The sequence below is a fragment of the Variovorax sp. GrIS 2.14 genome (assembly GCF_046115955.1).
Classification (GTDB): Bacteria; Pseudomonadota; Gammaproteobacteria; order Burkholderiales; family Burkholderiaceae_C; genus Variovorax.
The window spans coordinates 134,525-158,706 of record NZ_JBJXIA010000009.1; the positions used below are offsets into that span (position 1 = coordinate 134,525).

Genomic DNA, 24,182 nt, shown 5'->3' on the forward strand with positions numbered 1-24,182 from the left:
GGCTCAGCCTGCTGCGACTTCATGCGCGGCCATCTGCTCCAGCGCCTTCACGAGTGCCGAGTGGTCCAGTTGGTCCCAGCCATGCGCTGCGCACGACGCCATCAACTGTGCGGCCGATGCGGTCTGCGGAAGGGCCACGCCCATCGACTTGGCGCCGGCCAGCGCCAGGCTCAGATCCTTTTGATGCAATGCGATGCGAAAGCCCGGGTTGAAGGTGCGCTTGATCATCCGCTCGCCGTGCACCTCTAGGATGCGGCTGGCCGCGAAGCCGCCCATCAGCGCCTGCCGCACCTTGGCCGGATCGGCGCCGGCCTTGCTGGCGAACAGCAGCGCCTCACCCACGGCAGCGATATTCAGCGCCACGATGATCTGGTTGGCCACCTTGGTCGTCTGACCATCACCGTTGCCGCCGACCAGCGTGATGTTCTTCCCCATCGCTTCGAGCAATGGCTTGACCTTGTCGAAGGTGGCCTCGGAGCCGCCGCACATGATCGTGAGGCTGGCCGCCTTGGCGCCGACCTCGCCGCCCGACACCGGCGCATCGAGGTACTCGCAGCCGAGGTCGTTGATCTTTTTGGCGAACACCTTGGTCTCGATCGGCGAGATGCTGCTCATGTCCATCACGGTCTTGCCAGCTGACAAGCCTTCGGCCACACCATCCTTGCCGAACAGCACCGTCTCGACATCGGGCGTGTCGGGCAGCATCAGCACGATGACATCGGCGGCCCGCGCGACGTCGGCGTTGGTCTTGCAGGCCATGGCTTTCGACAATGACTCAGGCACCTTGCTGCGGGTGCGCACGAAGAGTTCGTGGCCGGCGTTCATTAGGTTGAGTGCCATGGGAGCGCCCATGATGCCGAGGCCGATGAATCCGATTTTCATTTGATGCGTCCTTCGTTGTTCGCTTGATTCGAGTCGATCAATATTGCGGAGCGAGCCGTGTCGTTTCGCCCTCGCGGTACTTGTCGCAAAGCGCCTGCGTGCCGCCGCGCAGCACGCCCAGGTCGCTGCCCACCGCCACGAAGGTTGCGCCCCACTCCAGGTAGCGCCGTGCATCGGCCTCGACGGGCGCCAGGATGCCGCTCGGCTTGCCGGCGGCGCGGGCACTGTCGAAGACTCGCTTGATCGCGGCCTGCACATCGGGATGGCTCGGGTTGTGCAGATGGCCGTAGCCGGCGGCGAGGTCTTGCGGGCCGACGAAGATGCCGTCGATGCCCTCCACCGCGGCAATCTCCGCAGTCGCCTCGACACCCGCCCGGCTTTCGATCTGCACCATCACCGCGATGTGGTCGTTGGCTTGATGGATGTAGTGCGGGAGTCCACCGTAGCGATTGCCGCGCTGCGACACCGATACGCCGCGCACGCCTTGCGGCGGATATCGCGTGGCGGCCACGGCGTGCCGCGCTTCGTCGGCGCTCTGCACGAACGGGATGAGCAAGTTGTAGACACCGGCGTCGAGCAGTCGCTTGATCTCGACCGTGTTGTTCCACGAGGGCCGCACCACCGGCGCGCTGGTGCTGTCTTTCAACGCCATCAGCTGCGGGATGAGGCTGATGGAATCGTTCGGCGCGTGCTCTGCATCCAGCAGGATCCAGTCGAAGCCGGCGATGCCCAACACCTCGGTGGTGATCGGGCTGGCGAGCGAACACCAACAGCCGATGAGGCGCTTGCCAGCGACCAGCTCAGCGCGGAAAGTGTTGGGCAGACCGCAATACGGGACGGCCGCCGGGCTGGTGGAAGAAGCGTTCATCGGGGTGCCTCCGCAAGGACTTCTGCCTTTGTCGAACAAATGCGTGAATGGGTGCCGACTCAGTCTCGAGCCCATCAACAGAGCAGGTCATCGTACAACGCGTTTACTAAGATGACCTAAGGGAAAACACCCGAAATACCAATGAAAGACTGCAAATCGACTCGTTGACGACATTGATTGATAACGATACCATTGCCCGAGCCCTGCGGGGTCATCGTATAACTTAGAAAACCCATGAGCACACCTCGCGCGCCCCTCTACATCACGATGGACGACCGCGACAACGTCGCCATCGTCGTCAACGATGGCGGCCTGCCTGTAGGCACCGTCTTCCCGTCCGGCCTTACCCTCGTCGACAAGGTGCCGCAAGCGCACAAGGTCGCGCTGGTCGACATTCCCACGGGCGGCGAAGTGCGGCGCTACAACGTGGTCATCGGCTATGCGCTGAAGGACTTGAAGGCCGGCACCTGGGTGCACGAACGCCTTCTCAAGATGCCGGCCGCGCGCGAGTTGGTCGGCCTGCCCATCGCCACCGTCAAGCCCGAACCGCAACCGCCACTGGAGGGCTACACCTTCGAGGGCTTTCGCAATCTCGACGGCTCGGTCGGCACCCGCAACATCCTGGCCATCACGCAGACCGTGCAGTGCGTGGCCGGTGTCACCGACTTCGCAGTGACACGCATCAAGGCCGAACTGCTGCCCAAGTACCCGAACGTCGACGACGTGGTGGCGCTCGAACACACCTACGGCTGCGGCGTCGCCATCGACGCGCCGGACGCGATCATTCCTATCCGCACGCTGCGCAACATCAGCCTCAACCCGAACTTCGGCGGCGAGGTGATGCTGGTCAGCCTGGGCTGCGAAAAGCTGCAGCCCGAGCGCCTGATGCCACCCGGCACCATCCCGCTGATCGACGAGCGCAACGTGGCCGATGTCGGCGACAACGCCAGCCCCAAGCTCGACGTCGTGTGCCTTCAAGACGATGCGCATGTCGGTTTCATGTCGATGGTCGAGTCGATCATGCGGCAGGCCGAAGAACACCTTGAACGCCTGAACGATCGCCGCCGCGAGACCGTGCCGGCGAGCGCACTGGTGGTCGGCGTGCAATGCGGCGGCAGCGATGCGTTCTCTGGCGTCACCGCCAATCCGGCCGTCGGTTTTTGCACCGACCTGCTGGTGCGTGCCGGTGCCACCGTCATGTTCTCCGAAGTGACCGAGGTGCGCGACGGCATCGACCAACTCACCTCGCGCGCAAGCACGCCGGAAGTGGCCGAAGCCATGATCCGCGAGATGGCCTGGTACGACGCCTACCTGGACAAAGGCCGTGTCGACCGCAGCGCCAACACCACGCCGGGCAACAAGCAAGGCGGCCTGTCGAACATCGTCGAGAAGGCGATGGGCTCGATCGTGAAGTCGGGCACCTCGCCGATTTCAGGCGTCCTCGCACCGGGCGAAAGCGCGCGGCAAAAGGGCATCACCAGCGGCCTGATCTACGCGGCCACTCCGGCCAGCGACTTCATCTGCGGCACGCTTCAACTCGCCGCCGGCATGAACCTGCACGTGTTCACCACCGGCCGCGGCACGCCTTACGGTCTGGCCGAGGTGCCCGTTATCAAAGTGGCCACGCGCGAAGACCTGGCACGTCGCTGGCACGACCTCATGGACATCAATGCCGGCACCATCGCCACGGGCGAAAAGACCATCGCCGATGTCGGCTGGGAGATGTTCCAGCTGATGCTCGACGTCGCCAGCGGCCGCAAGAAAACATGGGCCGAGCACTGGAAGCTGCACAACGCGCTGGTCCTGTTCAATCCGGCGCCGGTGACTTGACCCGTTCCACTGAACGGACGCCCTTCTCTCCGCTAATTTCAACGAATTCACTCCCGCCAACGCATGAACCCGCAAGAACTTAAAACCATCATGGGCTCCGGCCTGCTCTCGTTCCCGCTGACCGATTTCGACAGCCATGGCGACTTCGACAAGAAGGGCTATGAGAAGCGCCTCGAATGGCTGGCGCCGTACGGTGCAACCGCGCTCTTCGCGGCCGGTGGAACCGGTGAGTTCTTCTCGCTGACCGGGGACGAATACCCCGGCATCATCAAGACAGCGGTCGACACCTGCCGCGGCGTGGTGCCGATCATTGCTGGCGCCGGTGGTCCGACGCGCTTTGCGATCCAGTGCGCACAAGCCGCTGAAAAGGCCGGCGCGCACGGCATCCTTTTGATGCCGCACTACCTCACCGAAGCAGGTCAGGAAGGCCTGGCCGCACACGTCGACGCGGTGTGCAAGAGCGTCGACTTCGGCGTGGTGGTCTACAACCGCGGCGGCGCCACGCGCTTCAAGCCCGACACGCTCGCAGGCCTAGCGGAGCGCAACCCTAACCTCGTCGGCTTCAAGGACGGCGTGGGCGACATCGAGGCGATGGTCGCTGTGTACCAGCGCATGGGCGACCGCTTCGCCTACCTCGGCGGCTTGCCGACGGCGGAGGTCTATGCCGCTGCGTACAAAGCGATGGGTACGCCCGTCTATTCGTCGGCAGTCTTCAACTTCATCCCGAAGACGGCGATGCAGTTCTACGCAGCCGTGCGCGACGACGACATGGCGACTCAGCATCGATTGCTCAAAGACTTCTTCATGCCGTACCTGGAGATCCGCAACCGCATGCAGGGCTATGCCGTGAGCATCGTCAAGGCAGGCGCGACCATCGTCGGCCACAGCGCCGGCCCGGTTCGCCCCCCACTCACCGACCTGAAGCCCGACGAAGTCGAGATGCTGAAGGTTCTTATCGACAAGCTCGGCCCGCAAGGCCTCTGAAAGCCAACACATGCAACAACACGACAACCTCATCGGCGGCGAGTGGACCAAGGGCAGCAGCTACAGCCCGAACCTGAACCCGTCGAACCTCGGCGACACCATCGCCGAGTACACGCAGGGCGACGCTGCGCATGTCGAAGCCGCTGTGGCAGCCGCTACCGCCGCCTTCCCGGCCTGGGCCACCGGCAGCATCCAGGCCCGCTCCGATGCGCTCGACAAGATCGGCACCGAGATCCTTGCGCGCAAGGAAGAACTCGGCACGCTGCTCGCTCGCGAAGAAGGCAAGACCAAGCCCGAAGGCATCGGCGAGGCCACGCGCGCCGGCCAGATCTTCAAGTTCTTCGCGGGCGAATGCCTGCGGCTGTCGGGCGAACTGCTGCCTTCGGTGCGACCGAACATCGGCGTGGAGATCACGCGCGAACCGGTCGGCGTCGTCGGCCTCATCACGCCTTGGAACTTCCCTATCGCGATCCCGGCCTGGAAGATCGCGCCTGCCCTGGCCTTCGGCAATTGCGTGGTGTTGAAGCCCGCCGACCTGGTGCCGGGCAGCGCCTGGGCACTGGCTGAGATCATCAGCCGCTCGGGCATTCCGGCCGGTGTCTTCAACCTGGTGATGGGCCGCGGTAGCGTCATCGGCAATGCGCTGGTGAATCACGCGGGCGTGCACGCGATCAGCTTCACCGGCTCGGTCGGCGTGGGTCGTGCGATCGGCATCCAGTGCGTGACGAACCAAAAGAAGGTGCAGCTCGAAATGGGCGGCAAGAACCCGCAAGTCGTGCTCGACGATGCCGACCTGACGCAAGCCGTCGAGCTCAGCGTGCAAAGCGCCTTCTACGCGACCGGCCAGCGCTGCACGGCGTCGAGCCGCCTCATCGTGACCGAAGGCATCTACCCGAAGTTCATCGACGCGATGAAAGAACGCATGGCGAAGATCAAGGTGGGCGATGCGCTCACCGCAGGTACCGATGTCGGCCCGGTGTCGAGCCAAAGCCAGCTCGACCAGGATCTGGAGTACGTGCAGATCGGAAAGGACGAAGGCGCCACGCTGGCCGCCGGCGGCGAACGCCTCAAGCTCGCGACCGAGGGCTTCTACATGTCGCCGGCGCTCTTCAGCGAATCGGTGGCGTCGATGCGCATCAACAAGGAAGAGATCTTCGGACCGGTGGCAAGTGTCATCAAGGTCAAGAACTACGACGAAGCGCTCTTCACCGCCAACGACACGGAGTTCGGTTTGTCGGCCGGCATTGCAACCACCAGCCTCAAGTACGCGACGCACTTCAAGCGGCACAGCCAGGCCGGCATGGTGATGGTCAACCTGCCGACTGCGGGGGTCGACTACCACGTGCCCTTCGGCGGCCGCAAGGGTTCGAGCTACGGGCCGCGCGAGCAAGGCAAGTACGCGCAGGAGTTCTTCACCACGGTGAAAACGGCGTACACCTTGGCGTAATGAATGAGGCTCTGAATATGGAGACAAGCGATGCCTGAATCTTCCACCCCGCGCATCACCGAACTGCGCGTCATTCCGGTGGCGGGGCGCGACAGCATGCTGCTCAACCTGAGCGGCGCGCACGGTCCCTTCTTCACCCGCAACATCCTCATCCTCATCCTCACCGACAGCGCCGGCCGCACCGGCGTAGGCGAGGTGCCGGGTGGCGAAAAGATCCGCCAGACCCTCGAAGACGCGCGCCCGCTGGTCGTCGGTCAGCCGCTCGGTTCGCAACAGCGCCTGCTGCAAGAAGTACAGACGAAATTCGCAGATCGCGACAGCGGCGGTCGCGGCCTGCAGACCTTCGACCTGCGCACCACCATTCATGCGGTAACGGCCATCGAATCTGCCCTGCTCGACCTGCTCGGCCAGCACCTCGATGTGCCGGTCGCAGCGTTGCTCGGCGAAGGCCAGCAACGCGACTCGGTCGAGATGCTGGGCTATCTTTTCTACGTCGGCGACAAGGCGAAGACCGACCTGCCCTATGTCACGGACGCTGATGCCGACAACGACTGGTTTCGCCTGAGGCACGAGAAAGCCATGACGCCCGCAGCCATCGTCGCGCTGGCCGAAGCGGCGCGCGCCAAATACGGCTTCAACGACTTCAAACTCAAGGGTGGCGTGCTGCGTGGCGACGAAGAAGTCGACGCCATCGTCGCGCTGCACGAGCGCTTTCCCGAGGCGCGCGTCACGCTCGATCCGAACGGTGGCTGGCTGCTGAAAGATGCGATCCGCCTGGGCCATCGCATGCGCGGGTTGGTCGCTTATGCAGAGGACCCCTGTGGAGCCGAAGACGGTTTTTCAGGCCGCGAGGTGATGGCCGAATTCCGCCGCGCCACCGGGCTGCCGACGGCGACCAACATGATCGCCACGGACTGGCGCCAGCTGACGCACGCGCTCTCACTGCAGTCGGTCGACATCCCGCTGGCCGACCCGCACTTCTGGACCATGGCTGGTTCGGTGCGCGTCGCGCAGACCTGCCGCGACTGGGGCCTGACTTGGGGCAGCCATTCGAACAATCACTTCGACGTGTCGTTGGCGATGTTCACGCACGTGGGTGCGGCGGCGCCTGGCAAGGTGACCGCCATCGACACGCACTGGATCTGGCAAGACGGTCAGCGACTGACGAAAGAGCCGCTGCAGATCGTCGGCGGCCACGTACAGGTGCCAAAGAAACCGGGACTGGGCGTCGAACTGGACATGGCCGAAGTCGAGAAGGCGCACCAGTTGTACAAGCAGCACGGGCTCGGCTCACGTGACGATGCGACGGCAATGCAGGCGCTGATTCCTGGCTGGAAGTTCGATCCGAAGCGGCCCGCTTTCGATCGCTAGAGCCGACGCGCAAAGATAGATGCTTCGGAAACTTCGAAGGGTTGGTGGCAATTATTCGAATTTTCCTGAAGTGACAAAGAATTTAGAGTGGTCAAACAAGTTCAACAGAACCCGAACAGAACCGAACACCACCCACTCTGGAGACTGTCACCATGCGCCTCACCACCAAAGGTCGCTTCGCCGTCGCCGCCATGCTCGACATGGCCGAAAACGCGTCTGACCGCCCTATCAATCTCAGCATCCTGAGCCAGCGGCAAAACGTCTCGTTGTCCTATCTCGAGGCGTTGTTCGCGCGCTTGCGTCGACACGAACTCGTGGCTTCGACACGTGGTCCCGGCGGCGGCTACGCGTTGGCGCGCGACGCGTCGAAGATCACGGTAGCCGACATCCTCTTCGCCGTCGACGGTCCCGTGCCTCCCGCGCAAGACACCGAGCGGCGGGCGGCGCCGAGCCCCGATCGAGTGACGACGCTGGAACTCTGGGCCTCCTTGGGGCGGCAGGTCGTCGACTACCTCGACTCTGTCACTTTGCAATCACTGGTGCGGCCCGAGGCGGCACAGCGCAGTTCGATGCGCGAGATGGTGGCCGTCAGCCTGCCAGCCAATCGGCAACGCGCCAAGCCGAGAATGCTTCAGGGACCGAACTCGGTGTTCGCGCTGGGGCAGTTGGCTACCCGGAGCTGAAAGCCGGGCCGGAATTCGAGGCCGCGATGCGCTCACAGCCGCTGGATGTTTGGGTCGCGACCTTGTCAGTCCGCGAATCGAACGTCGACCGAGCCCAGCACGCCGAAGTCGGCCCGCACGTGATCGCCGGGCACGACCTCGAGTGGCGCGATGCAGGCGCCGGTGGTCACGATCTGTCCGGCCCGCAGCGCAATGTGCAGCGATGAAAGCTCATTGACCAGCCAAACCAGCGCATCGCGCGGATCGCCGAGCACCGCCGCACCGCTGCCGCTTCGTTCGTATCGACGCGATGTCCCATCGACCGTCGCATGCACCGCGTGCGCAGCCAGGTCCATGTCACGCCAGGTATTGGGCGCGACAGGCCCTTCGACAAATTCGTGCGCGCAGGCATTGTCGGCAATCAACTGCGCCTCTCCGGCCGTAACGAAGTCGGCGTAGCGCGAATCTGGCACCTCGATGGAAGGATGTAGCGAGCCGACGGCGTCCATCACTTCGGCAAACGAATACGGTGCACTGCGCGACGGCAGGTCGTGTCTCATGCGGAAGGCGAACTCGGCCTCCGCGACCGCCATGCGGTTGCCGTTCAGCGAGAGCGTTGCGCCCACATCTGCCACGCGCTCGCGCAGCAGGCGACCTGCGAGCGGACCCGTCACCCCGATATGTTTCTGGCCTGCCACGCTGGTGGCGGCGATCTTCCAGCCGTAGAGCGTCGTGTGGCTGCGCGCCTCGATGTGCTGCTGCACGGCATAGCCATCGGCGCGACGCGTGGGTCGGCAGTCGTCGGGCAACCGGTCCAGGACCGCGCGGTCGTTCCAGGCGTTCCACAGCAGGTCGCTCGCGCGTTTCGATTCGATTTTTTCAGTCATGGGGTCTCCGATCGACTACGCATCCGGATCGCCCGAATAGTTTTCAGGTACATCGCCGTTCAACACGAAATGCGCGCCCGCTGGAATCGATGCCCAGCCGGCACAGCAGGCATCGAGCGCCACCTGCTCCGACCTGTCGAAGACGTCGGCCCACTCGCGCTCCCGCGGCGTCATCTCCAGCGAGTGGCCGAGCGTGGCGGCCTTCTCCTGTGCTTCGCGGATGAAGTAAGCGCGGGCCGCATCCCACGGTGACACGCGATGCGCGTCGAAGAAGGCGAAAGCGGCCGCAGCGCCGCACGCCTTTTCTGCGTCGGTCGCGCCTTTGACGTACAAGTCGATGGTGGTGGGCTTTCCGCGTTCGATCTGCATCGCCGCATTTTCCCGAAGATCGATCACGCCGACAACGCTGCAGACCCGACGATCACGCCCTTGCCGCCGCCACCGCCGCGCAAAGTCAGTCGCGTGCCCGACGCACCATCCCGTATGCGCAAACAAACTAAACCTGCGGTGAACTCCTGCGGTGATTCCTGCTGTGATTCCTCTACTTCACAGGCCGGTTACGACCGGCGCCCGCGCGTCGCCCAGTGGGTTGGTGCGCGCTACATGCGTTTGCCTAGGGACTTGCTTGGGCGCCTGAACGCCGGGCGTCCAGGCGACCTGCGCAAAAGGCGCTCCGTCCACTGCAGTCAATGCAACATGCGTCTGTGCAAAGCCATGCCAGACGCTGGCTTGCAACACGTCGACCTCCGAGCGCACACCCATGCCGATCAGCGCCGAGATGGAAAAGTCTTCCCAGCTTGCATAGTGGGCCCGTGCAGCCACGCTGAGCCGACGCAACGATTGCAGAGCAGCGTCGCGCGACATGTAGTGCGCGGCATGACCGAGTCGCACGAGATAAGCCAGACGCTGGATGTCCCAAGCCGTCATGTTGAGCTGGCGTGCACCGATACGGCCGGGCTCGATCAACGCCGCATTGACCGATAGAAACTTGCAGACATCGAAGAGCCTGATGTAAGTGGCCGTACTGCACGGAAAACCGGTGTTCCAGGCGCTGAATGCTTCGCGCTCGATTACATGTGTGTCGCCGAGCTGGAAGAAAGCCTGCTGCAATCCCACCGAGAAAGACTCGGGTCCTTTAATTTGCCAATGGCGAAATAAAGCCTGTTGAATTTTTTCTGACGATAACGAACTGGCCAGTTGATCGAAATTGTCTTTTTCGATCAATGCAATATTTCCGCTCAGCAGACAGGAAAATATTTCAGCCTGGGATGTATCGTTTTCCGGCTTCAAATTTATTTTTTGTATAGCTCCCGAAAAGCGACGACCGTAAACAACCCATGCAAAGTAGCAAAGAATGGCTGTCCATGCGGTTAGTAGTAAAAAAAGAGATTCCATTGTCATTCCCCTGCAGATGCGTTTGTTTTCGAACGTGACGCACTGTAGTTGCGAGACAGGAACTTTTCGCGTAATAAAAATCACGCTCATGCCGGCAATTCGATCATTCAGCCAGAAGGCGTTGCTCGATTACCTGAAATTAACAAATGCAGGGAAATTAATCGCAAAAAAAGCCTGCTACCCAACGGGTAGCAGGCTTTCACAGTGCGAAGTCTGGCTGTTTAACCGACGCGCACCGGCACAAAGATCTTGTCGCTGCCGCGCTGTATCAGCAATGCAACCGATTTGTCAGCCTTGGCCGCAATATCGCGTACTTGCTCGACGGTCTTCGCTGGCGTGCCGTTGATGGCCAGCAGCACATCCCCGGCCTGGACGCCCGCCAGCGCTGAAGGACCAGCGCTGTCTTCGATCAGCAAGCCGCCCTCGACGGCTGCCTCGCGCTGCTCCTGCGGCCGCAACGGACGCAGCGCGAGACCCAGCTTGCCCTTTCCTGCCGCGTCGTCCGCCTTGGCGACCTTGGTTGCCTTCTCGCTCGCGTCGCCCAGCTTGGCAGTCAACGTCTGCCGCTCGCCCTGGCGCCACACCTCGAGCGCCACCTTGGTGCCCGGCGCCTGCTGACCGATGATGGCTGGCAAATCGCCCGACGAGATGATCGGCTGCCCATCGACCTTGCGAATCACGTCCCCCGTGCGCAAACCAGCCAGGTCGCCGGCGCTGCCCTTCTCGATGTTCGCCACCAGCGCGCCTTCGGGCTTGTCCAGCTTGAAGGAGTCGGCAAAGGCCTGGTTCACTTCCTGTATCGCGATGCCCAGCTTGCCGTGCGTCGCCTTGCCGGTCGCGACGATCTGGTTCTTGATCTGCACCGCGACGTCGATCGGGATCGCGAACGACACGCCCTGATAGCCGCCACTGCGGGTGTAGATCTGCGAGTTGATGCCCACGACCTCACCGCGTGAGTTCAACAGCGGGCCACCGGAGTTGCCGGGGTTGATGGCAACGTCGGTCTGGATGAAGGGCACGTAGCTGTCGTCGGGCAAGGTGCGGCCCTTGGCGCTCACCACGCCGGCCGTCACCGTGTTCTCGAAACCGAACGGCGAACCGATCGCAAGCACCCATTCGCCGACCTTCAGATCCTTGGTGTTGCCGAGCGCCAGCGTAGGCAGGTTTTTGGCCTCGATCTTGAGCACTGCAATGTCGGTTTTGGCATCAACGCCGAGCACCTTGGCGCGGAATTCGCGTCGATCGGTCAGCTTGACGGTGACCTCCTTCGCATCCTTCACGACGTGTGCGTTGGTAAGGATGGTGCCGTCGGCGCTGATGATGAAGCCAGAGCCCTGGCCGCGCATCGGCGTCTCGTGCTCACCGCCGCCCTGGCCCGGATGGCCACGCTGACCGTGCGGCATCTGGCCCTGGAAACGCTTGAAGAACTCGTACATCGGATCGTTGGGGTCGATGCCCTGCAGACCCGCAGCGCCGTCTTCGTCGGCAGTCTTGGTGACGCCCGTCACACTGATGTTGACCACGGCCGGGCCATCACGCGTGGTGATGGTCGAGAAGTCCGGCAAGGTGATCTGCGGTGCGACCGAAGCCGCCGGTGCGGTGATGACGGTCGGCGTGCTGGAGCCCAGCGCGTTGGCGCTGGTGTATGCGCCCGTGGCTGCCGCGCCAAGCACACCGGCCGCGGCGAGTGCGAGCACGATGGCGCGCGGGGACGTGAGACGGGATGCGTTCATTTCGGAAGCCTTTCAAAGCGGTGAGGAACATGCAATGAAAGGAATGTCGCAGCGCTGACTTAAGCGCTGCTTAAACGCGAGGCAGCTCAGGTCTTGCCGGTCCTGTCTTCCCACCGGATCAAGACGCGCAGACCGCCGAGACTCGGCGATGCGCCCAGCGACACCGTGGCGTCATGAAGGTCGGCAATCGATTTGACGATGGCCAGCCCCAGTCCACTGCCGGGTGCCTGTGGTTCACCAGAACGATAGAAACGGTCGAGCACGCGCCCTCGTTCGCTCTCCGGCAGGCCGGGGCCGCTGTCGTCGACGCTCAGCTCGACACCCGCATCGCGCTGCGCAATGCCGATGTCGACCCGGCCGCCTTCGGGCGTGTACTTGACGGCGTTGTCGAGCAGGTTACGCAGCATCATGCGCAGCGCCTCCGGCTGGCCTTGCACAACCACTGCCGCCACATTCGCATCGGCATGCGCGACGCCGATGTCTATACGCCGGGCCTGTGCGTTGGCAATGGCGTCGGACACAGCCAGCCGCGCGACTTCGTTGAGGTCGACTTGCTCGGGCTTTGCGCCTGCCGCCATGCTGGCCTCGTGGCGCGCCAATGCCAGCATCTGTTCGACAAGTCGCGTCGCGCGATCGATGCCCGCTGCCAATCTTCCAATAGCGATGTTGCGTGTCGCCTCGTCAGGTGCACGCTGCAAGCTCTGCACCTGCAACTTGAGCGCGGTCAGCGGCGACCTCAACTCGTGCGCCGCGTCGGCCACGAAGTGCTTCTGTGCTTCGAATGCATGGCGCACCCGATCGAAAAGCAGATTGAGTTCGTGCACCAGCGGCCGCACTTCCTCGGGCAAGCCTTCTTCGCTCACCGGCGACAGCTCGTTGGCCTCGCGCGCGGCAACCTGACGACGCACACGCGCCACCGGCGCGAGAGACCGGCTCACCACCCACCACACGACCAGCATCAACAACGGTGCCATCAGCGCGATCGGCCCAATCGTGCGTAACGCCAGCGCGCCCGCCATGCGCTTGCGCACCCGGAGGTCCTGCGCCACCTGGATGACGAGACCGTGGGTCTGCACCGAGAACACGCGGTAAGTCGTGCCGCGCGCTCGCACGTCGGCAAAGCCGAGCACCGCGAGTTGCGGCAACGCGGCCTCTTCCGCTGATTCGAAAATTCGCACGCCCTCGGTGGTCCAGACCTGCACCACGAACTCGAAGTTCTGTTCGCCGGCGCCGATGCCGCCCACTGCCGCACTCGGTGGTAAACCGGCGCGAAGCGACAGCGCCATCTGCTGCATGTGATAGTCGAAAATTTCGTCGGCTTCGTTCAGCACCGTCCGGTACGCCACCAGCGCCTGCACGCCGGCTGCCAGGACAATAGCCGCGAGCAAAAACCACAAGAGGCGCGCGCGCAGCGAGCCGGTCATCGCGCCCGTCATGTTCTCGGCGCCCTCATGCCTTCGGCACCATGTAGCCAACGCCACGCACGTTGCGGATCAGGTCGGCGCCGAGCTTCTTGCGCAGGCCGTGCACGTAGACCTCGATGGCGTTGCTGCTGATTTCGTCTTTCCAGCTGTAGAGCTTTTCTTCGATCTGCGCGCGCGACAGCACCATGCCGGGCCGCGCCAGCAACGGCTCCAGCACTGACCACTCGCGCGCCGACAGAACGACGGGTTGGCCGCCCACCGTGACCTCGCGAGTGGCCGGGTTGATGCTCACGCCCATGTGCTCGTACACCGGCTCGGCGCGGCCCGACGCACGCCGCAGCAACGCACGAATGCGGGCGAGCAACTCGTCGAGATCGTAGGGTTTGATCACGTAATCGTCGGCGCCGGCGTCGAGGCCTTCTATGCGCTGTTGAATGGAGTCGCGCGCTGTCGCGATCAGCACCGGCATGCGTTGTTTGCGAGCGCGCAGGCTACGCAGGACCTCTAGACCGTCGCGCCTCGGCACGCCGAGGTCGAGCAGAACCAGGTCGTATTGCTGAGAGCGCAAGGCAAAGTCTGCTGCCTCGCCGTCCTTCACCCAGTCGACCGCATAGTCCTCCGCACGCAGCAGGTCGAGCACGGCCTCGCCGATCATCACGTCGTCTTCGAGCAGGAGCAGTCGCATGGTGGTCTGATTTTGAACCGGTGAACTTCGATGGGGCTTAACGCGCCTTAAAGCAGCGCCCTGAGTTCGCGTGCTGCCTCGAACAACAAAGGCAGCATCCGGCGCAGCAACGCGTCCGCATCGTGCCGTCCGCCCGACAAGACCACGTTCAGCGCCGCCACTGTCTGCCCCTGCATGTTGCGCAGCGGCACGGCCAGTGCCTGCACTCCCAATTCATGCTCTTCGCCTGCGAAACTGCAGTCCTGCTTGCGCGCCTCGGTAATGCATTGGCGCAGCAGCCGCGCCTGCGTGACGGTGTGAGGCGTGAGGCGTGGCAAGGTGCGGCCCTTCAGCCAGAGCGAGAGCTGCGCCGGCGTCAGCGCGGCGAGCAGCACGCGGCCGGTCGACGTAGCGTGCGCCGGCAAACGCGCGCCAAGATGCAGTCCGTACGCCAGCACGCGCGTCGGCATGCCATAACTGCCGCTGCGCGCGACGATGACCACCTCTTCGCCATCGAGCACCACCGCTGAAAACGATTCGCCGGTCTGCGCTGCGAGCCGGTTGAGCGTCGGTTGCAAAGCACGAGGCAGGCGCGACGAAGCAAGATAGCTACCGGAAAAGCGCAGCACCTTCGGCGACATCCAGAAGTAACTGCCATCGGTTTCCAGGTAGCCCAGGTGCGCGAGCGTCAGCAGATGACGACGTGCGGCTGCGCGCGTCAAGCCAGCGCGCTCGGCCGCAAGCGTGGCGTTGAGCCGTTGGCGCTCAGTGTCGAAACTCTCCAACACCGCCATGCCTTTGGCGATGCCTTCGATGAAGTCGGGCTTGGCGATGGTCATTGCGAGTGATGGCGCTGGAACTGTTGCGCGATGATCGCGCAACAGTTCGCATGATCGCACAAGGCTTGCGTCGTCGGCACCTGGCAGCAAGCACTTCGCCCTACGCTGCAAGCAACCAAGACGGACAGAACGGAGTCAGACATGCGAACCCAAGTTGCCATCATCGGAGCGGGGCCGGCCGGCCTGCTGCTCGGCCAGTTGCTGCACAAAGCCGGCATCGACAACATCGTCGTCGAGCGCCAGACCGGCGACTATGTGCGGGGCCGCATCCGTGCCGGCGTGCTCGAGCAGGTCACGATGGACTTGCTGGCGCGGGCAGGTGTCGACGCACGGGCGCGCGCCGAAGGGCTGCCGCACGGAGGCATCGAATTGCTCTTCAAAGGCGAGCGACATCGCATAGACATGCGTGGCCTCACGGATGGTAAGCAGGTTACGGTGTACGGCCAAACCGAGGTCACACTCGACCTGATGGAGGCGCGCAGCGCCGCTGGGCTCACGACCATCTACAGCGCATCGCCGGTCAGCCTGCACGATTTCGACTCGTCGCACCCACGCGTCCGCTACGAGAAAGACGGGCAGACGCACGAGATCGAGTGCGACTTCATCGCCGGCTGCGACGGTTATCACGGCGTCAGCCGTGCCAGCGTGCCGGTCGATGCGCTGCACATCTACGAAAAGGTCTACCCCTTCGGCTGGCTCGGTGTGCTGGCCGATGTGCCTCCCGTGTCGCACGAACTCATCTACGCCAACACCGCCCGCGGCTTTGCGCTGTGCAGTATGCGGAGCGCGACCCGCAGCCGCTACTACGTGCAGGTGCCGACCGAAGAGCGCGTAGAGAACTGGAGCGATGAAGCGTTCTGGAACGAGCTGCGATCTCGCCTCGACCCAGAAGCTCGCGAGCGGCTGGTCACCGGTCCGTCGATCGAAAAGAGCATCGCACCGCTGCGCAGTTTCGTGGCGGAGCCAATGCGATTCGGCTCGCTGTTTCTGGCTGGCGATGCGGCGCACATCGTGCCGCCGACCGGCGCCAAGGGGCTCAACCTCGCGGCGGCCGATGTCGGCTACCTCGCGCGATCACTCGAGATTTTTTACGGCGAGAAGAGCGCATCGGGGCTGGACCGGTACTCCGATCTCTGCCTGCGCCGCGTCTGGAAGGCCGAGCGCTTCTCATGGTGGTTCACCTCGCTCATGCATCGTTTCCCCGACACGGGCGAGTTCGGCCAGAAGATCCAGGAAGCGGAGCTCGACTACCTCGTGCATTCGCACGCGGCGTCGACCTCGCTTTCGGAAAACTACGTGGGCTTGCCGCTCGAAGAGTTCTGAGCGGCCGGCGCAACTACCGTAGCCGATGATGCGGCCGAGGATGGCCGCGCCGTAGCCTTCAGACGGTAGAGGTTTCTTGCATCGCGTGCCACACCCGCGAGGGACTTAGCGGCATCTGCAGGTGCGCCGTCTTCGAGCCCAGCCCGTTGCGCGCGAACGCATCTGCCACCGCATTGACCACTGCCGGCGTCGCGCCAATGGTGCCGAGCTCGCCCACACCCTTCACCCCGAGCGGGTTGTTCTTGCAGGGCGTCGACTCATCCATTTCCATCTTGAACATCGACTCGATGACATCGGCCCGCGGTGCCACATAGTCCATCAGGCTGCCGGTCACCGGCTGCCCGGTTTCTCGGTCGTACACCACCTGTTCATAAAGCGCCTGGCCTATGCCCTGCACCGCGCCACCATCGAGCTGGCCGCGCACGATCATCGGGTTGATGACACGGCCGACATCGTTGACCGAGCTGTAGGCGACCACGGTGACATCGCCGGTCGGCGGATCGATCTCGATCTCGCAGATATGGCAGCCGTTGGGCCATGTCGGGCCAGCGACGGCGCTGGTCGAATCGACGAAGATTTCGCGCTCGGGTTGCTTGCCGGCCAGCGCGAACAGGTCTAGCTTGAGGTCGGTGCCAGCGACGGTGAACACGCCGTTGGCGTAAGTCACGTCAGCGGCAGCGGCCTCGAACTCTTTCGCAGCCAGATCACGGGCCTTGTCGATGGTGCGTTCGGCGCCGACGCGTACAGCCGAGCCGCCGGTAAAGAGCGAACGTGAGCCGGCGCTGCCGAAACCATCGCCGCGATCGGTGTCGCCCAGCACGATGCGCACTTTCTCGATCGGCACGCCGAAAGCGTCGACTGCCAACTGCGCCAGAGAAGTTGCGATGCCCTGCCCCATCGCATTGACGGCGGAGAACACTTCGATTACGCCGTCTGCGTGCACCGAAACCGTCACGCGCTCTTCGAAAACGTTGCCACCGGTCCATTCCAGAAAGGTCGCGATGCCAAGGCCGCGTTGCTTGCCTTCCTTCGCCGAGGCTGCAGCACGGGCTTCGAAGCCGTCCCAATCGGCCAGTGCCAAGCCCTGGTTCATCACCGATTCGAACTGCCCCGTGTCGTAGGTCTGCCCCATCGGATTCTTGTACGGCATCTGATCGGGATGGATGAAATTGCGACGGCGAAGCGCAACGCGGTCGATACCGGTCTGGCGCGCGGCTTCGTCCATCAGACGCTCGATCGTGAAGATCGCCTCGGGCCGGCCAGCGCCACGGTAGGCACCGGTCGGTGCGGTGTTGGTAAGCACCGCCTTGAAGTGGAAGTCGATGGTCTGGATGTCGTACACGCTGGTCTGCACCCAAGGGCCGATCAGCAACTGGATGGCGACGCCAGTGCCGGTGGCATAAGCGCCGACGTTGGCCAGCGTCTTGATGCGCAGGCCGAGGATTTTGCCGTCGGCTGCGAGTGCGAGTTCGGCTTGCGTTTCGATGTCCCGGCCATGTGCGGACGAGAGAAATTCCTCGCTGCGTTCGCTCACCCATTTCACTGGGCGTTTGACTGCGCGCGAGGCGTAGGCCACGACCACGTCTTCGGGGTACGCGCTGGTCTTCATGCCGAATCCGCCGCCTACATCGCCGACCACGACGCGGACTTTTTCTTTGGCGAGTCCGAGGCATGCACACACCGTATCGCGCACGCCTGACGGCATCTGCGTACTCATGCGGATCGTCGTCCGGTCTGTCGCGGGATCGAAGTCGGCAAGCACCGAGCGCGGCTCGATGGTCAGCGCCACGACACGCTGGTTGGCGATGTCCAGCGTAACCACATGGCTCGCCTTGGCGAACGCTGCCACCGTCGCTTCTGCGTTGCCGTGCCGCATCTCGGCCGAGATGTTGCCGGTAGCGGCATCGTCAAGCAGCGGCGCGCCTTCGGCTGTTGCGCTTTGCACGTCGACGACCATCGGCAGGTCTTCGTAGTCGACCATCACGGCTTCGGCTGCGTCGCGAGCTTGCTGAACGCTGTCGGCGACGACCGCCACCACGGGCTCGCCGACGAAGCGCGCGCGCTCGTGTGCCAGCGCGTAGCGTGGCGGCGATACGCAATCGCTGCCATCGCCGCGCTTGAAACCGGCCACGCCAGCCATCGGCTTGACGCCGGCTTCGGCCATTTCAGCGCCGGTGATCACGCGCAACACGCCCGGCATGGCGCTCGCTGCAGCGGTGTCGACAGACTTGATGAGCGCGTGCGGATACGGTGACCGCAAGAACACGAGGTAGCCCTGTCCGGGCAACGTAACGTCGTCGGTGTAGCGGCCGGTGCCTGCAAGCAGGCTTTCGTCTTCGAGCCGGCGTACGGCCTGGCCACTGCCGAAGCGAAGCGGACCCGACGGGGCGGGTAGGCTGGAGGCGGCGGAAGTAACTTCAGTATTCAAGATGAGTCCTCGCGGGATTTATTTCGTCGTGTGGGGGCTGACCGGGGCGCTAGGCGCGCGCGCCTGCGCACTATAGAAGCTTCGGCGAATCAAGGCTGACGGTATGTAATGCCGGGGTATGCAGGGACATCGCGAAGCCGTGTATACCTGGGGCCATGCAAGTTCCATGGCTCGAACCCGGCGACCCGCTGCCCGACCCGGCGTCGGCTTGGGGTGAGGCCGACCCGGTGCCCGGGCTGCTGGCCGCCGGCGGCGCACTCGATGTGCCGTCGCTGTTGCAGGCTTACAGCCACTGCATCTTCCCGTGGTTCAGCGAGGGTCAGCCAATCTTGTGGTGGAGCCCGGATCCGCGCATGGTGCTGGAAGTGGCGCGCTTCAAACTGCATCGGTCGTTGCGCAAAACACTGGCGCAATTCGCGGCGACGGCACGCTGCGAGATTCGCGTCGACCGGAACTTCGAGGCCGTGATCACCGCGTGCTCAAAGGCGCCGCGTGCCGGACAGTCGGGCACCTGGATCGTTCCGGAAATGGTCGAGGCCTATGTCGCTTTGCATCGCGCAGGTTTTGCGCACAGCGTCGAGACGTGGATCGACGGTGAGCTGGCCGGAGGTTTGTATTGCGTGGCGATCGGCGGCGCGGTGTTCGGCGAGTCGATGTTCACGCGGCAGCCCGATGCGTCGAAGATCGCGCTGTCGGCGCTCGTGTGCCTGTGCCGTCGTCACGGTATTGCCATGATCGACTGCCAGCAGAACACGGCGCATCTGACCAGCTTGGGCGCGCGCGAGATGCCGCGTGCCAGCTTCGTGTCGCACGTAGCAAACGCCGTTCAGGCCCATCGACAAAGCGCGCCACAGTGGAATTTTGAGCCCGTATACTGGAATGAACTCCTCTCAGCGCGACATTTTTCGACGACGTGACGCATCTCAAGGACCTACCGCTCCACACGCTGCAGTTCTATGCGACTGCGCCCTATCCGTGCAGCTATTTGCCGGACCGTCAAGCGCGTTCGCAAGTTGCTACTCCGAGTCATTTGATCCACAACGACACCTACTCCGAGCTGGTGTTGACCGGCTTCCGGCGCAGCGGCATGTTCACTTATCGGCCCTACTGCGACGGCTGCAGCGCCTGCATTCCGCTGCGTGTTCAAGTCAACGAGTTTCAGCCGAGCCGCAGCCAACGCCGTGCTCGCGCGAAGCACGAAAATCTGCAAGCGCGCGTGCTCAAGCTGTGTTTCGTGCCAGAGCATTACCAACTCTATCTGCGTTATCAAACCGGTCGCCATTCCGGCGGCGGCATGGACCACGACAGCATCGACCAGTACACGCAGTTCCTGCTGCAAAGCCGCGTGAATTCGCGTCTCGTCGAATTTCGGGAGACGTTGGCCGATGGCAGTGCCGGTGCGCTCAAGATGGTGTCGATCCTCGACGTGCTGAACGATGGCATCTCTGCCGTCTACACCTTCTACGAACCCGACGCTGGTGCAGCCTATGGCAACTACGGCGTGCTCTGGCAGATCGAGCAGGCGAAGCGGTTGGGGCTGTCGCACGTGTACCTTGGCTATTGGATCGAGGGCAGCGCCAAAATGAACTACAAAGCGCGCTATGCGCCACATGAAGTGCTGATTGAAGGTCGTTGGCAGCCGGGCGGCGATTTCACAAAGTAAAATGGACGTCCGTCAACACGGATTGCTGCCATGAGAAAACCCCCCTCCGACGGTCCCGCCACACCTGTCGTCCAGGTCATCGAGCGCATGTTTTCGCTGATCGACGTTCTCGCGTCCCGCGAGGACGCGATGTCGCTGAAGGAAATCAGCGAAAAGACCGGCCTGCACCCCTCGACCACCCACCGCATCCTGAATGACCTGGCAGTAGGTCGCTTCGTCGACCGGCCGGAGGCCGGCAGCTACCGGCTGGGGATGCGGCTGCTCGAACTGGGCAACCTCGTCAAAGGTCGCCTCAACGTGCGCGATGCCGCGCTGACGCCGATGCGCGAACTGCACAAGCTCACACAGCAACCCGTCAATCTCAGCATGCGCCAGGGGGACGAAATCGTCTACATCGAACGAGCCTACAGCGAGCGCTCCGGCATGCAGGTGGTGCGTGCCATCGGCGGCCGTGCACCGCTGCACCTCACATCGACCGGCAAGCTGTTTCTGGCGGTCGACGATCCGCAGCGGGTTCGCAGCTACGCGACGCGCACCGGTCTCGCAGGCCACACACGCAACAGCATCACGCAGTTGCCGGCGCTAGAGCGCGAGCTCTCTAAAGCGCGGCAATACGGCATTGCCCGGGACAACGAAGAGCTGGAGCTGGGCGTGCGCTGCATGGCGGCTGGCATTTACGACGACCAGGGCAAATTGATCGCTGGCTTGTCGATCTCGGCACCGGCCGACCGGCTCGACGACGGCTGGTTGCCGAAGCTGCAAGCCACGGCCAACGAAATCTCGGGTGCGTTGGGCTACAACGAAAACGGCGCTGTCTCGACCGCATGAAGGGTCACTGACAGCACCGTCGCGCCATATCGGCACCTAAGCAGCGCGCCGATTGAGAGCGCAGAGCGAGATCGACTCAGCCTGCGATGTCAGCCGTCGCAACGCTCTGACGTGCTGCCGGCGACATCAAATGTGTTGCTTCGACCCAGCGGCGCACACGCTCGGCATCGCCAATGCGGCTCAGTTTGCCGGCCGAATCCAGGAACACCATGATGAGCTTACGGCCGGCGATTTTGGTCTGCATCACCAGGCATTGACCCGCTTCGTTGATGAAACCGGTCTTTTGCACACCGATGTCCCAGTCAGGGTTCTTCACCAGACGGTTGGTCGTGTTGAACTGCAGCAGGCGGTTGCCCACCTCGACCTGGTAGTTAGGCGAAGTAGAGAGTTGACGCACCGTGGCATCGGCAGAAGCCGCATTGACCAGCAAGGCCAGATCTTGCGCGCTGGACTGGTTGTTGAACGACAGACCGGTCGGCTCGACGTAACGCGTGTCCTTCATGCCCAGCAGGCGCGCCTTGGCGTTCATCACGCTGACAAAGGTGGCGGTGCCTCCTGGATAGGTGCGGGCCAACGCATGTGCCGCGCGGTTCTCGCTCGACATGAGTGCGAGGTGCAACAGTTCGCCGCGCGACAGCGTGGTGCCGACCATCAATCGCGAGCTGCTGTGCTTTTCAGTGTCGACATCGTCCTGGACGATGGTGATCAGTTCTTCGTTCGGCAGGCGGGCTTCGCTCATGACCAGACCGGTCATGAGCTTGGTGAGTGAAGCGATCGGCAGGATGGCGTGGTCGTTCTTGCTGAACAGCACTTCGCGCGTGTCCTGATCGATCACCAGCGCGGCGTTCGACTTCAGGTCAAGCGCGTCTTCGGTGTGGTTGAGGCCGGCCATCTGACCGAAGGACAAGCGGGGCGGCGCCTCTGCGACGCGAACGATGGAACGGCGCTGCACGGCGACGACGGTCTTGCCACCGCGTTGCCGAATGGTTGCCACCACGTTGCGGCCGCCGCGGACCACACGGTCTGCGTTGTCGGCGCGTACGACCTTCTCGGTCTTGGCACCGCGTTTAGCGGTTGCAGCATGGGGTGCCTGCGCAACGCTCTTCGCACCCTTGGCACGGCTGTCGCCAGCAGCCTGGCTCTTCTTGGCAACCGGTGCCTCGTGCTTCCTGGCGGCTTGCGCTTCAGGCAACAAAAACGCCGTGCTGTACACGGCGATGAGGGTAACGGCGACGAGTCGGAACGCGGGTAGAAACCGCTGGCTGGAAACTCGATGACGACGGGCTTCGGGCATTAAAAAACTCTCCAGCGGTTGCGAATGTGACCGCAGTGTATCCAAATCAAAAAAGACACGCAATATCAGTTACTTGCGTCCCCTTCTTGAATCGAAATAAAGGATCGCCCGAAAACTCAACCTTGCGCCGCTACTCTCTCAGCTTGGCTCTGTAACTTATTGAGGGCACTCAAATAAGCCTTGGCCGACGCCACCACGATGTCGGGGTCTGCACCCACACCGTTGACGACCCGGCCGGCATTTTGAAGCCGAACTGTCACTTCACCCTGACTTTCGGTGGAACCACTGATGGCGTTCACCGAATAAAGGACCATTTCGGCCCCGCTTTTCACATGTTCTTCGATCGCCTTCAATGAAGCATCGACCGGGCCATTTCCCTCGGAAACACCGACAACTTCCTTGCCTTGCACCGTGAACACGATTCGGGCATGGGGCCGCTCGCCTGTCTCGCTTTGCTGCACCAACGATACAAATGCAAACTTGTCACCAACGTTTGACACCTCCTCCGCGCTGACGAGCGCGAGGATGTCTTCATCAAATATTTCGCTTTTTCGGTCTGCCAGCTCTTTGAAGCGCGAGAACGCGGCGTTGATCTCGGCCTCGCTCTCCATCGTGACGCCAAGTTCGATCAACCGCTGCTTGAACGCGTTGCGGCCGCTCAGTTTGCCCAGCACGATCTTGTTGGCGGCCCAGCCCACATCTTCGGCCCTCATGATTTCATAGGTGTCGCGCGCCTTCAGCACGCCGTCCTGATGAATGCCAGAGGCATGCGCAAAGGCATTAGCACCAACGACCGCCTTGTTGGGCTGCACCACGAATCCGGTGGTCTGGCTGACCATGCGACTCGCTGCCAGGATGTGTTTTGCATCGATGTTCATATCGAGCCCGAAGTAGTCGCGGCGCGTCTTGACTGCCATGACGATCTCTTCGAGCGAACAGTTGCCCGCACGCTCGCCCAGGCCGTTGATCGTGCATTCGACCTGTCGCGCGCCGCCGATCTTCACGCCGGCCAGCGAGTTCGCGACCGCCATGCCGAGGTCGTTGTGGCAATGTACCGACCATACGGCCTTGTCGCTGTTCGGCACGCGCTCGCGCAGTGTCTTGATGAAGGTGCCGTACAGCTCGGGGATCGCATAGCCCACGGTGTCAGGCACGTTGATGGTGGTGGCGCCTTCGTGGATCACTGCCTCGATCACTCGGCACAAAAAGTCCATGTCGCTGCGATAGCCGTCTTCCGGGCTGAACTCGACATCAGCGACCAGATTGCGGGCGAAGCGCACCGCTAGTTTGGCCTGCTCGAACACCTCGTCCGCCGACATGCGCAGCTTCTTCTCCATATGCAGCGGCGACGTGGCAATGAAAGTGTGGATGCGCCCGTTGGCCGCGCCCTTCAGTGCCTCGGCCGCGCGTGAGATGTCACGGTCATTGGCGCGCGACAGGCCACAGATGGTCGAGTCCTTGATCGCATTGGCGATCGCCTTCACGGCCTCGAAGTCGCCATTGGAGCTGGCAGGAAAACCGGCCTCGATCACATCGACCTTCAAGCGCTCCAGTTGCTTGGCGATGCGCAGCTTCTCGTCGCGTGTCATCGACGCTCCCGGCGACTGTTCGCCATCGCGCAATGTGGTGTCGAAAATGATCAGCTGGTCGGTCATCGTGT

20 protein-coding genes and 1 pseudogene are annotated in these 24,182 nt (G+C 63.1%); 9 read left to right on the forward strand and 12 right to left on the reverse strand.

Annotated features, from left to right (window positions below):
- Nucleotides 1-3 precede the first annotated feature (3 nt).
- Nucleotides 4-930 (reverse strand): annotated as a pseudogene (locus tag RCH10_RS16170) (2-hydroxy-3-oxopropionate reductase); the annotation flags it as partial.
- The gene (gene garL, locus RCH10_RS16175; protein WP_409053170.1) at nt 920-1,750 is read right to left on the reverse strand and encodes a 2-dehydro-3-deoxyglucarate aldolase; all 831 of its coding nucleotides are present in this window, start codon (nt 1,748-1,750) and stop codon (nt 920-922) included. The gene garL and the pseudogene RCH10_RS16170, both read right to left, overlap by 11 nt.
- 234 nt (nt 1,751-1,984) lie before the next feature.
- Here garL and garD point away from each other — a divergent pair, with 234 nt between their 5' ends.
- The 5 genes from garD to RCH10_RS16200 all read left to right on the forward strand — a co-directional run bounded on the left by garD (nt 1,985) and on the right by RCH10_RS16200 (nt 8,065).
- Entirely contained in the window at nt 1,985-3,580 is a 1,596-nt protein-coding gene (garD, locus tag RCH10_RS16180; protein ID WP_323500588.1) for a galactarate dehydratase, read from the forward strand.
- A gap of 63 nt (nt 3,581-3,643) precedes the next feature.
- Entirely contained in the window at nt 3,644-4,564 is a 921-nt protein-coding gene (gene kdgD / locus RCH10_RS16185) for a 5-dehydro-4-deoxyglucarate dehydratase (protein ID WP_323500589.1), read from the forward strand.
- A gap of 10 nt (nt 4,565-4,574) precedes the next feature.
- The gene (locus RCH10_RS16190) at nt 4,575-6,011 is read left to right on the forward strand and encodes an aldehyde dehydrogenase family protein (protein WP_409053171.1); all 1,437 of its coding nucleotides are present in this window, start codon (nt 4,575-4,577) and stop codon (nt 6,009-6,011) included.
- 30 nt (nt 6,012-6,041) lie between these two features.
- Nucleotides 6,042-7,382, forward strand: a complete 1,341-nt coding sequence (gene gudD / locus RCH10_RS16195; protein WP_409053172.1) for a glucarate dehydratase — start codon at nt 6,042-6,044, stop codon at nt 7,380-7,382.
- A 152-nt stretch (nt 7,383-7,534) separates the two neighbouring features.
- On the forward strand, nt 7,535-8,065 hold the full coding sequence (locus RCH10_RS16200; RefSeq protein ID WP_409053173.1) for an Rrf2 family transcriptional regulator: 531 nt from the start codon (nt 7,535-7,537) through the stop codon (nt 8,063-8,065).
- A 65-nt stretch (nt 8,066-8,130) separates the two neighbouring features.
- Here the strand turns inward: RCH10_RS16200 and RCH10_RS16205 are convergent, their stop codons facing one another.
- From RCH10_RS16205 to RCH10_RS16235, 7 genes are all read right to left on the reverse strand, one after another.
- Nucleotides 8,131-8,931, reverse strand: a complete 801-nt coding sequence (locus RCH10_RS16205) for a 2-keto-4-pentenoate hydratase (RefSeq protein WP_409053174.1) — start codon at nt 8,929-8,931, stop codon at nt 8,131-8,133.
- A gap of 15 nt (nt 8,932-8,946) precedes the next feature.
- Entirely contained in the window at nt 8,947-9,300 is a 354-nt protein-coding gene (locus RCH10_RS16210; protein WP_323500593.1) for a hypothetical protein, read from the reverse strand.
- A gap of 177 nt (nt 9,301-9,477) precedes the next feature.
- Nucleotides 9,478-10,416: a DUF1266 domain-containing protein gene (locus tag RCH10_RS16215; protein WP_409053175.1), complete on the reverse strand. Its 939-nt coding sequence runs from the start codon at nt 10,414-10,416 to the stop codon at nt 9,478-9,480.
- A gap of 131 nt (nt 10,417-10,547) precedes the next feature.
- Nucleotides 10,548-12,059, reverse strand: coding sequence for a DegQ family serine endoprotease (locus RCH10_RS16220; RefSeq protein ID WP_409053176.1), 1,512 nt, complete (start codon nt 12,057-12,059; stop codon nt 10,548-10,550).
- 86 nt (nt 12,060-12,145) lie between these two features.
- Nucleotides 12,146-13,495, reverse strand: coding sequence for an ATP-binding protein (locus RCH10_RS16225; protein ID WP_409053177.1), 1,350 nt, complete (start codon nt 13,493-13,495; stop codon nt 12,146-12,148).
- A 13-nt stretch (nt 13,496-13,508) separates the two neighbouring features.
- Nucleotides 13,509-14,168 (reverse strand): response regulator, encoded by a 660-nt coding sequence (locus RCH10_RS16230; RefSeq protein ID WP_409053178.1) that lies wholly within the window; start codon nt 14,166-14,168, stop codon nt 13,509-13,511.
- 47 nt (nt 14,169-14,215) lie between these two features.
- Nucleotides 14,216-14,986, reverse strand: coding sequence for an IclR family transcriptional regulator C-terminal domain-containing protein (locus RCH10_RS16235; protein WP_187051726.1), 771 nt, complete (start codon nt 14,984-14,986; stop codon nt 14,216-14,218).
- Between the two features lie 141 nt (nt 14,987-15,127).
- On the opposite strand from RCH10_RS16235, the gene pobA reads away from it, so the two are divergent.
- The gene (pobA, locus tag RCH10_RS16240) at nt 15,128-16,309 is read left to right on the forward strand and encodes a 4-hydroxybenzoate 3-monooxygenase (RefSeq protein WP_409053179.1); all 1,182 of its coding nucleotides are present in this window, start codon (nt 15,128-15,130) and stop codon (nt 16,307-16,309) included.
- 58 nt (nt 16,310-16,367) lie between these two features.
- Here pobA and RCH10_RS16245 read toward each other — a convergent pair whose 3' ends face one another.
- Entirely contained in the window at nt 16,368-18,737 is a 2,370-nt protein-coding gene (locus RCH10_RS16245) for a xanthine dehydrogenase family protein molybdopterin-binding subunit (protein WP_409053180.1), read from the reverse strand.
- A gap of 155 nt (nt 18,738-18,892) precedes the next feature.
- Here RCH10_RS16245 and aat point away from each other — a divergent pair, with 155 nt between their 5' ends.
- From aat to RCH10_RS16260, 3 genes are read left to right on the forward strand one after another with little or no spacing between them, the layout of a single operon-like run.
- The gene (gene aat, locus RCH10_RS16250; RefSeq protein ID WP_323500598.1) at nt 18,893-19,654 is read left to right on the forward strand and encodes a leucyl/phenylalanyl-tRNA--protein transferase; all 762 of its coding nucleotides are present in this window, start codon (nt 18,893-18,895) and stop codon (nt 19,652-19,654) included.
- A complete protein-coding gene (locus RCH10_RS16255) occupies nt 19,651-20,400 on the forward strand; it encodes an arginyltransferase (protein WP_323497750.1) in 750 nt (249 codons plus the stop codon). The genes aat and RCH10_RS16255 overlap by 4 nt, the downstream gene beginning before the upstream one ends.
- 30 nt (nt 20,401-20,430) lie before the next feature.
- A complete protein-coding gene (locus tag RCH10_RS16260; protein ID WP_409053181.1) occupies nt 20,431-21,228 on the forward strand; it encodes an IclR family transcriptional regulator in 798 nt (265 codons plus the stop codon).
- Between the two features lie 76 nt (nt 21,229-21,304).
- Here RCH10_RS16260 and RCH10_RS16265 read toward each other — a convergent pair whose 3' ends face one another.
- The gene (locus RCH10_RS16265; RefSeq protein WP_409053182.1) at nt 21,305-22,522 is read right to left on the reverse strand and encodes a serine hydrolase; all 1,218 of its coding nucleotides are present in this window, start codon (nt 22,520-22,522) and stop codon (nt 21,305-21,307) included.
- Between the two features lie 116 nt (nt 22,523-22,638).
- On the reverse strand, nt 22,639-24,177 hold the full coding sequence (locus RCH10_RS16270; protein WP_409053183.1) for a 2-isopropylmalate synthase: 1,539 nt from the start codon (nt 24,175-24,177) through the stop codon (nt 22,639-22,641).
- Nucleotides 24,178-24,182: the final 5 nt, after the last annotated feature.

Excerpts from the sequence above, each read along its gene's own strand:
- pobA (WP_409053179.1), top strand. The coding sequence starts at position 15,128 with ATGCGAACCCAAGTTGCCATCATCGGAGCGGGGCCGGCCGGCCTGCTG.
- kdgD (WP_323500589.1), top strand. The coding sequence starts at position 3,644 with ATGAACCCGCAAGAACTTAAAACCATCATGGGCTCCGGCCTGCTCTCG.
- RCH10_RS16200 (WP_409053173.1), top strand. The coding sequence starts at position 7,535 with ATGCGCCTCACCACCAAAGGTCGCTTCGCCGTCGCCGCCATGCTCGAC.
- RCH10_RS16210 (WP_323500593.1), bottom strand. The coding sequence starts at position 9,300 with ATGCAGATCGAACGCGGAAAGCCCACCACCATCGACTTGTACGTCAAA.
- RCH10_RS16265 (WP_409053182.1), bottom strand. The coding sequence starts at position 22,522 with ATGCCCGAAGCCCGTCGTCATCGAGTTTCCAGCCAGCGGTTTCTACCC.
- RCH10_RS16225 (WP_409053177.1), bottom strand. The coding sequence starts at position 13,495 with ATGACGGGCGCGATGACCGGCTCGCTGCGCGCGCGCCTCTTGTGGTTT.
- RCH10_RS16215 (WP_409053175.1), bottom strand. The coding sequence starts at position 10,416 with ATGAGCGTGATTTTTATTACGCGAAAAGTTCCTGTCTCGCAACTACAG.
- gudD (WP_409053172.1), top strand. The coding sequence starts at position 6,042 with ATGCCTGAATCTTCCACCCCGCGCATCACCGAACTGCGCGTCATTCCG.
- aat (WP_323500598.1), top strand. The coding sequence starts at position 18,893 with ATGCAAGTTCCATGGCTCGAACCCGGCGACCCGCTGCCCGACCCGGCG.
- RCH10_RS16230 (WP_409053178.1), bottom strand. The coding sequence starts at position 14,168 with ATGCGACTGCTCCTGCTCGAAGACGACGTGATGATCGGCGAGGCCGTG.
- RCH10_RS16190 (WP_409053171.1), top strand. The coding sequence starts at position 4,575 with ATGCAACAACACGACAACCTCATCGGCGGCGAGTGGACCAAGGGCAGC.
- RCH10_RS16235 (WP_187051726.1), bottom strand. The coding sequence starts at position 14,986 with ATGACCATCGCCAAGCCCGACTTCATCGAAGGCATCGCCAAAGGCATG.
- RCH10_RS16220 (WP_409053176.1), bottom strand. The coding sequence starts at position 12,059 with ATGAACGCATCCCGTCTCACGTCCCCGCGCGCCATCGTGCTCGCACTC.
- RCH10_RS16205 (WP_409053174.1), bottom strand. The coding sequence starts at position 8,931 with ATGACTGAAAAAATCGAATCGAAACGCGCGAGCGACCTGCTGTGGAAC.
- RCH10_RS16270 (WP_409053183.1), bottom strand. The coding sequence starts at position 24,177 with ATGACCGACCAGCTGATCATTTTCGACACCACATTGCGCGATGGCGAA.
- RCH10_RS16260 (WP_409053181.1), top strand. The coding sequence starts at position 20,431 with ATGAGAAAACCCCCCTCCGACGGTCCCGCCACACCTGTCGTCCAGGTC.
- garD (WP_323500588.1), top strand. The coding sequence starts at position 1,985 with ATGAGCACACCTCGCGCGCCCCTCTACATCACGATGGACGACCGCGAC.
- garL (WP_409053170.1), bottom strand. The coding sequence starts at position 1,750 with ATGAACGCTTCTTCCACCAGCCCGGCGGCCGTCCCGTATTGCGGTCTG.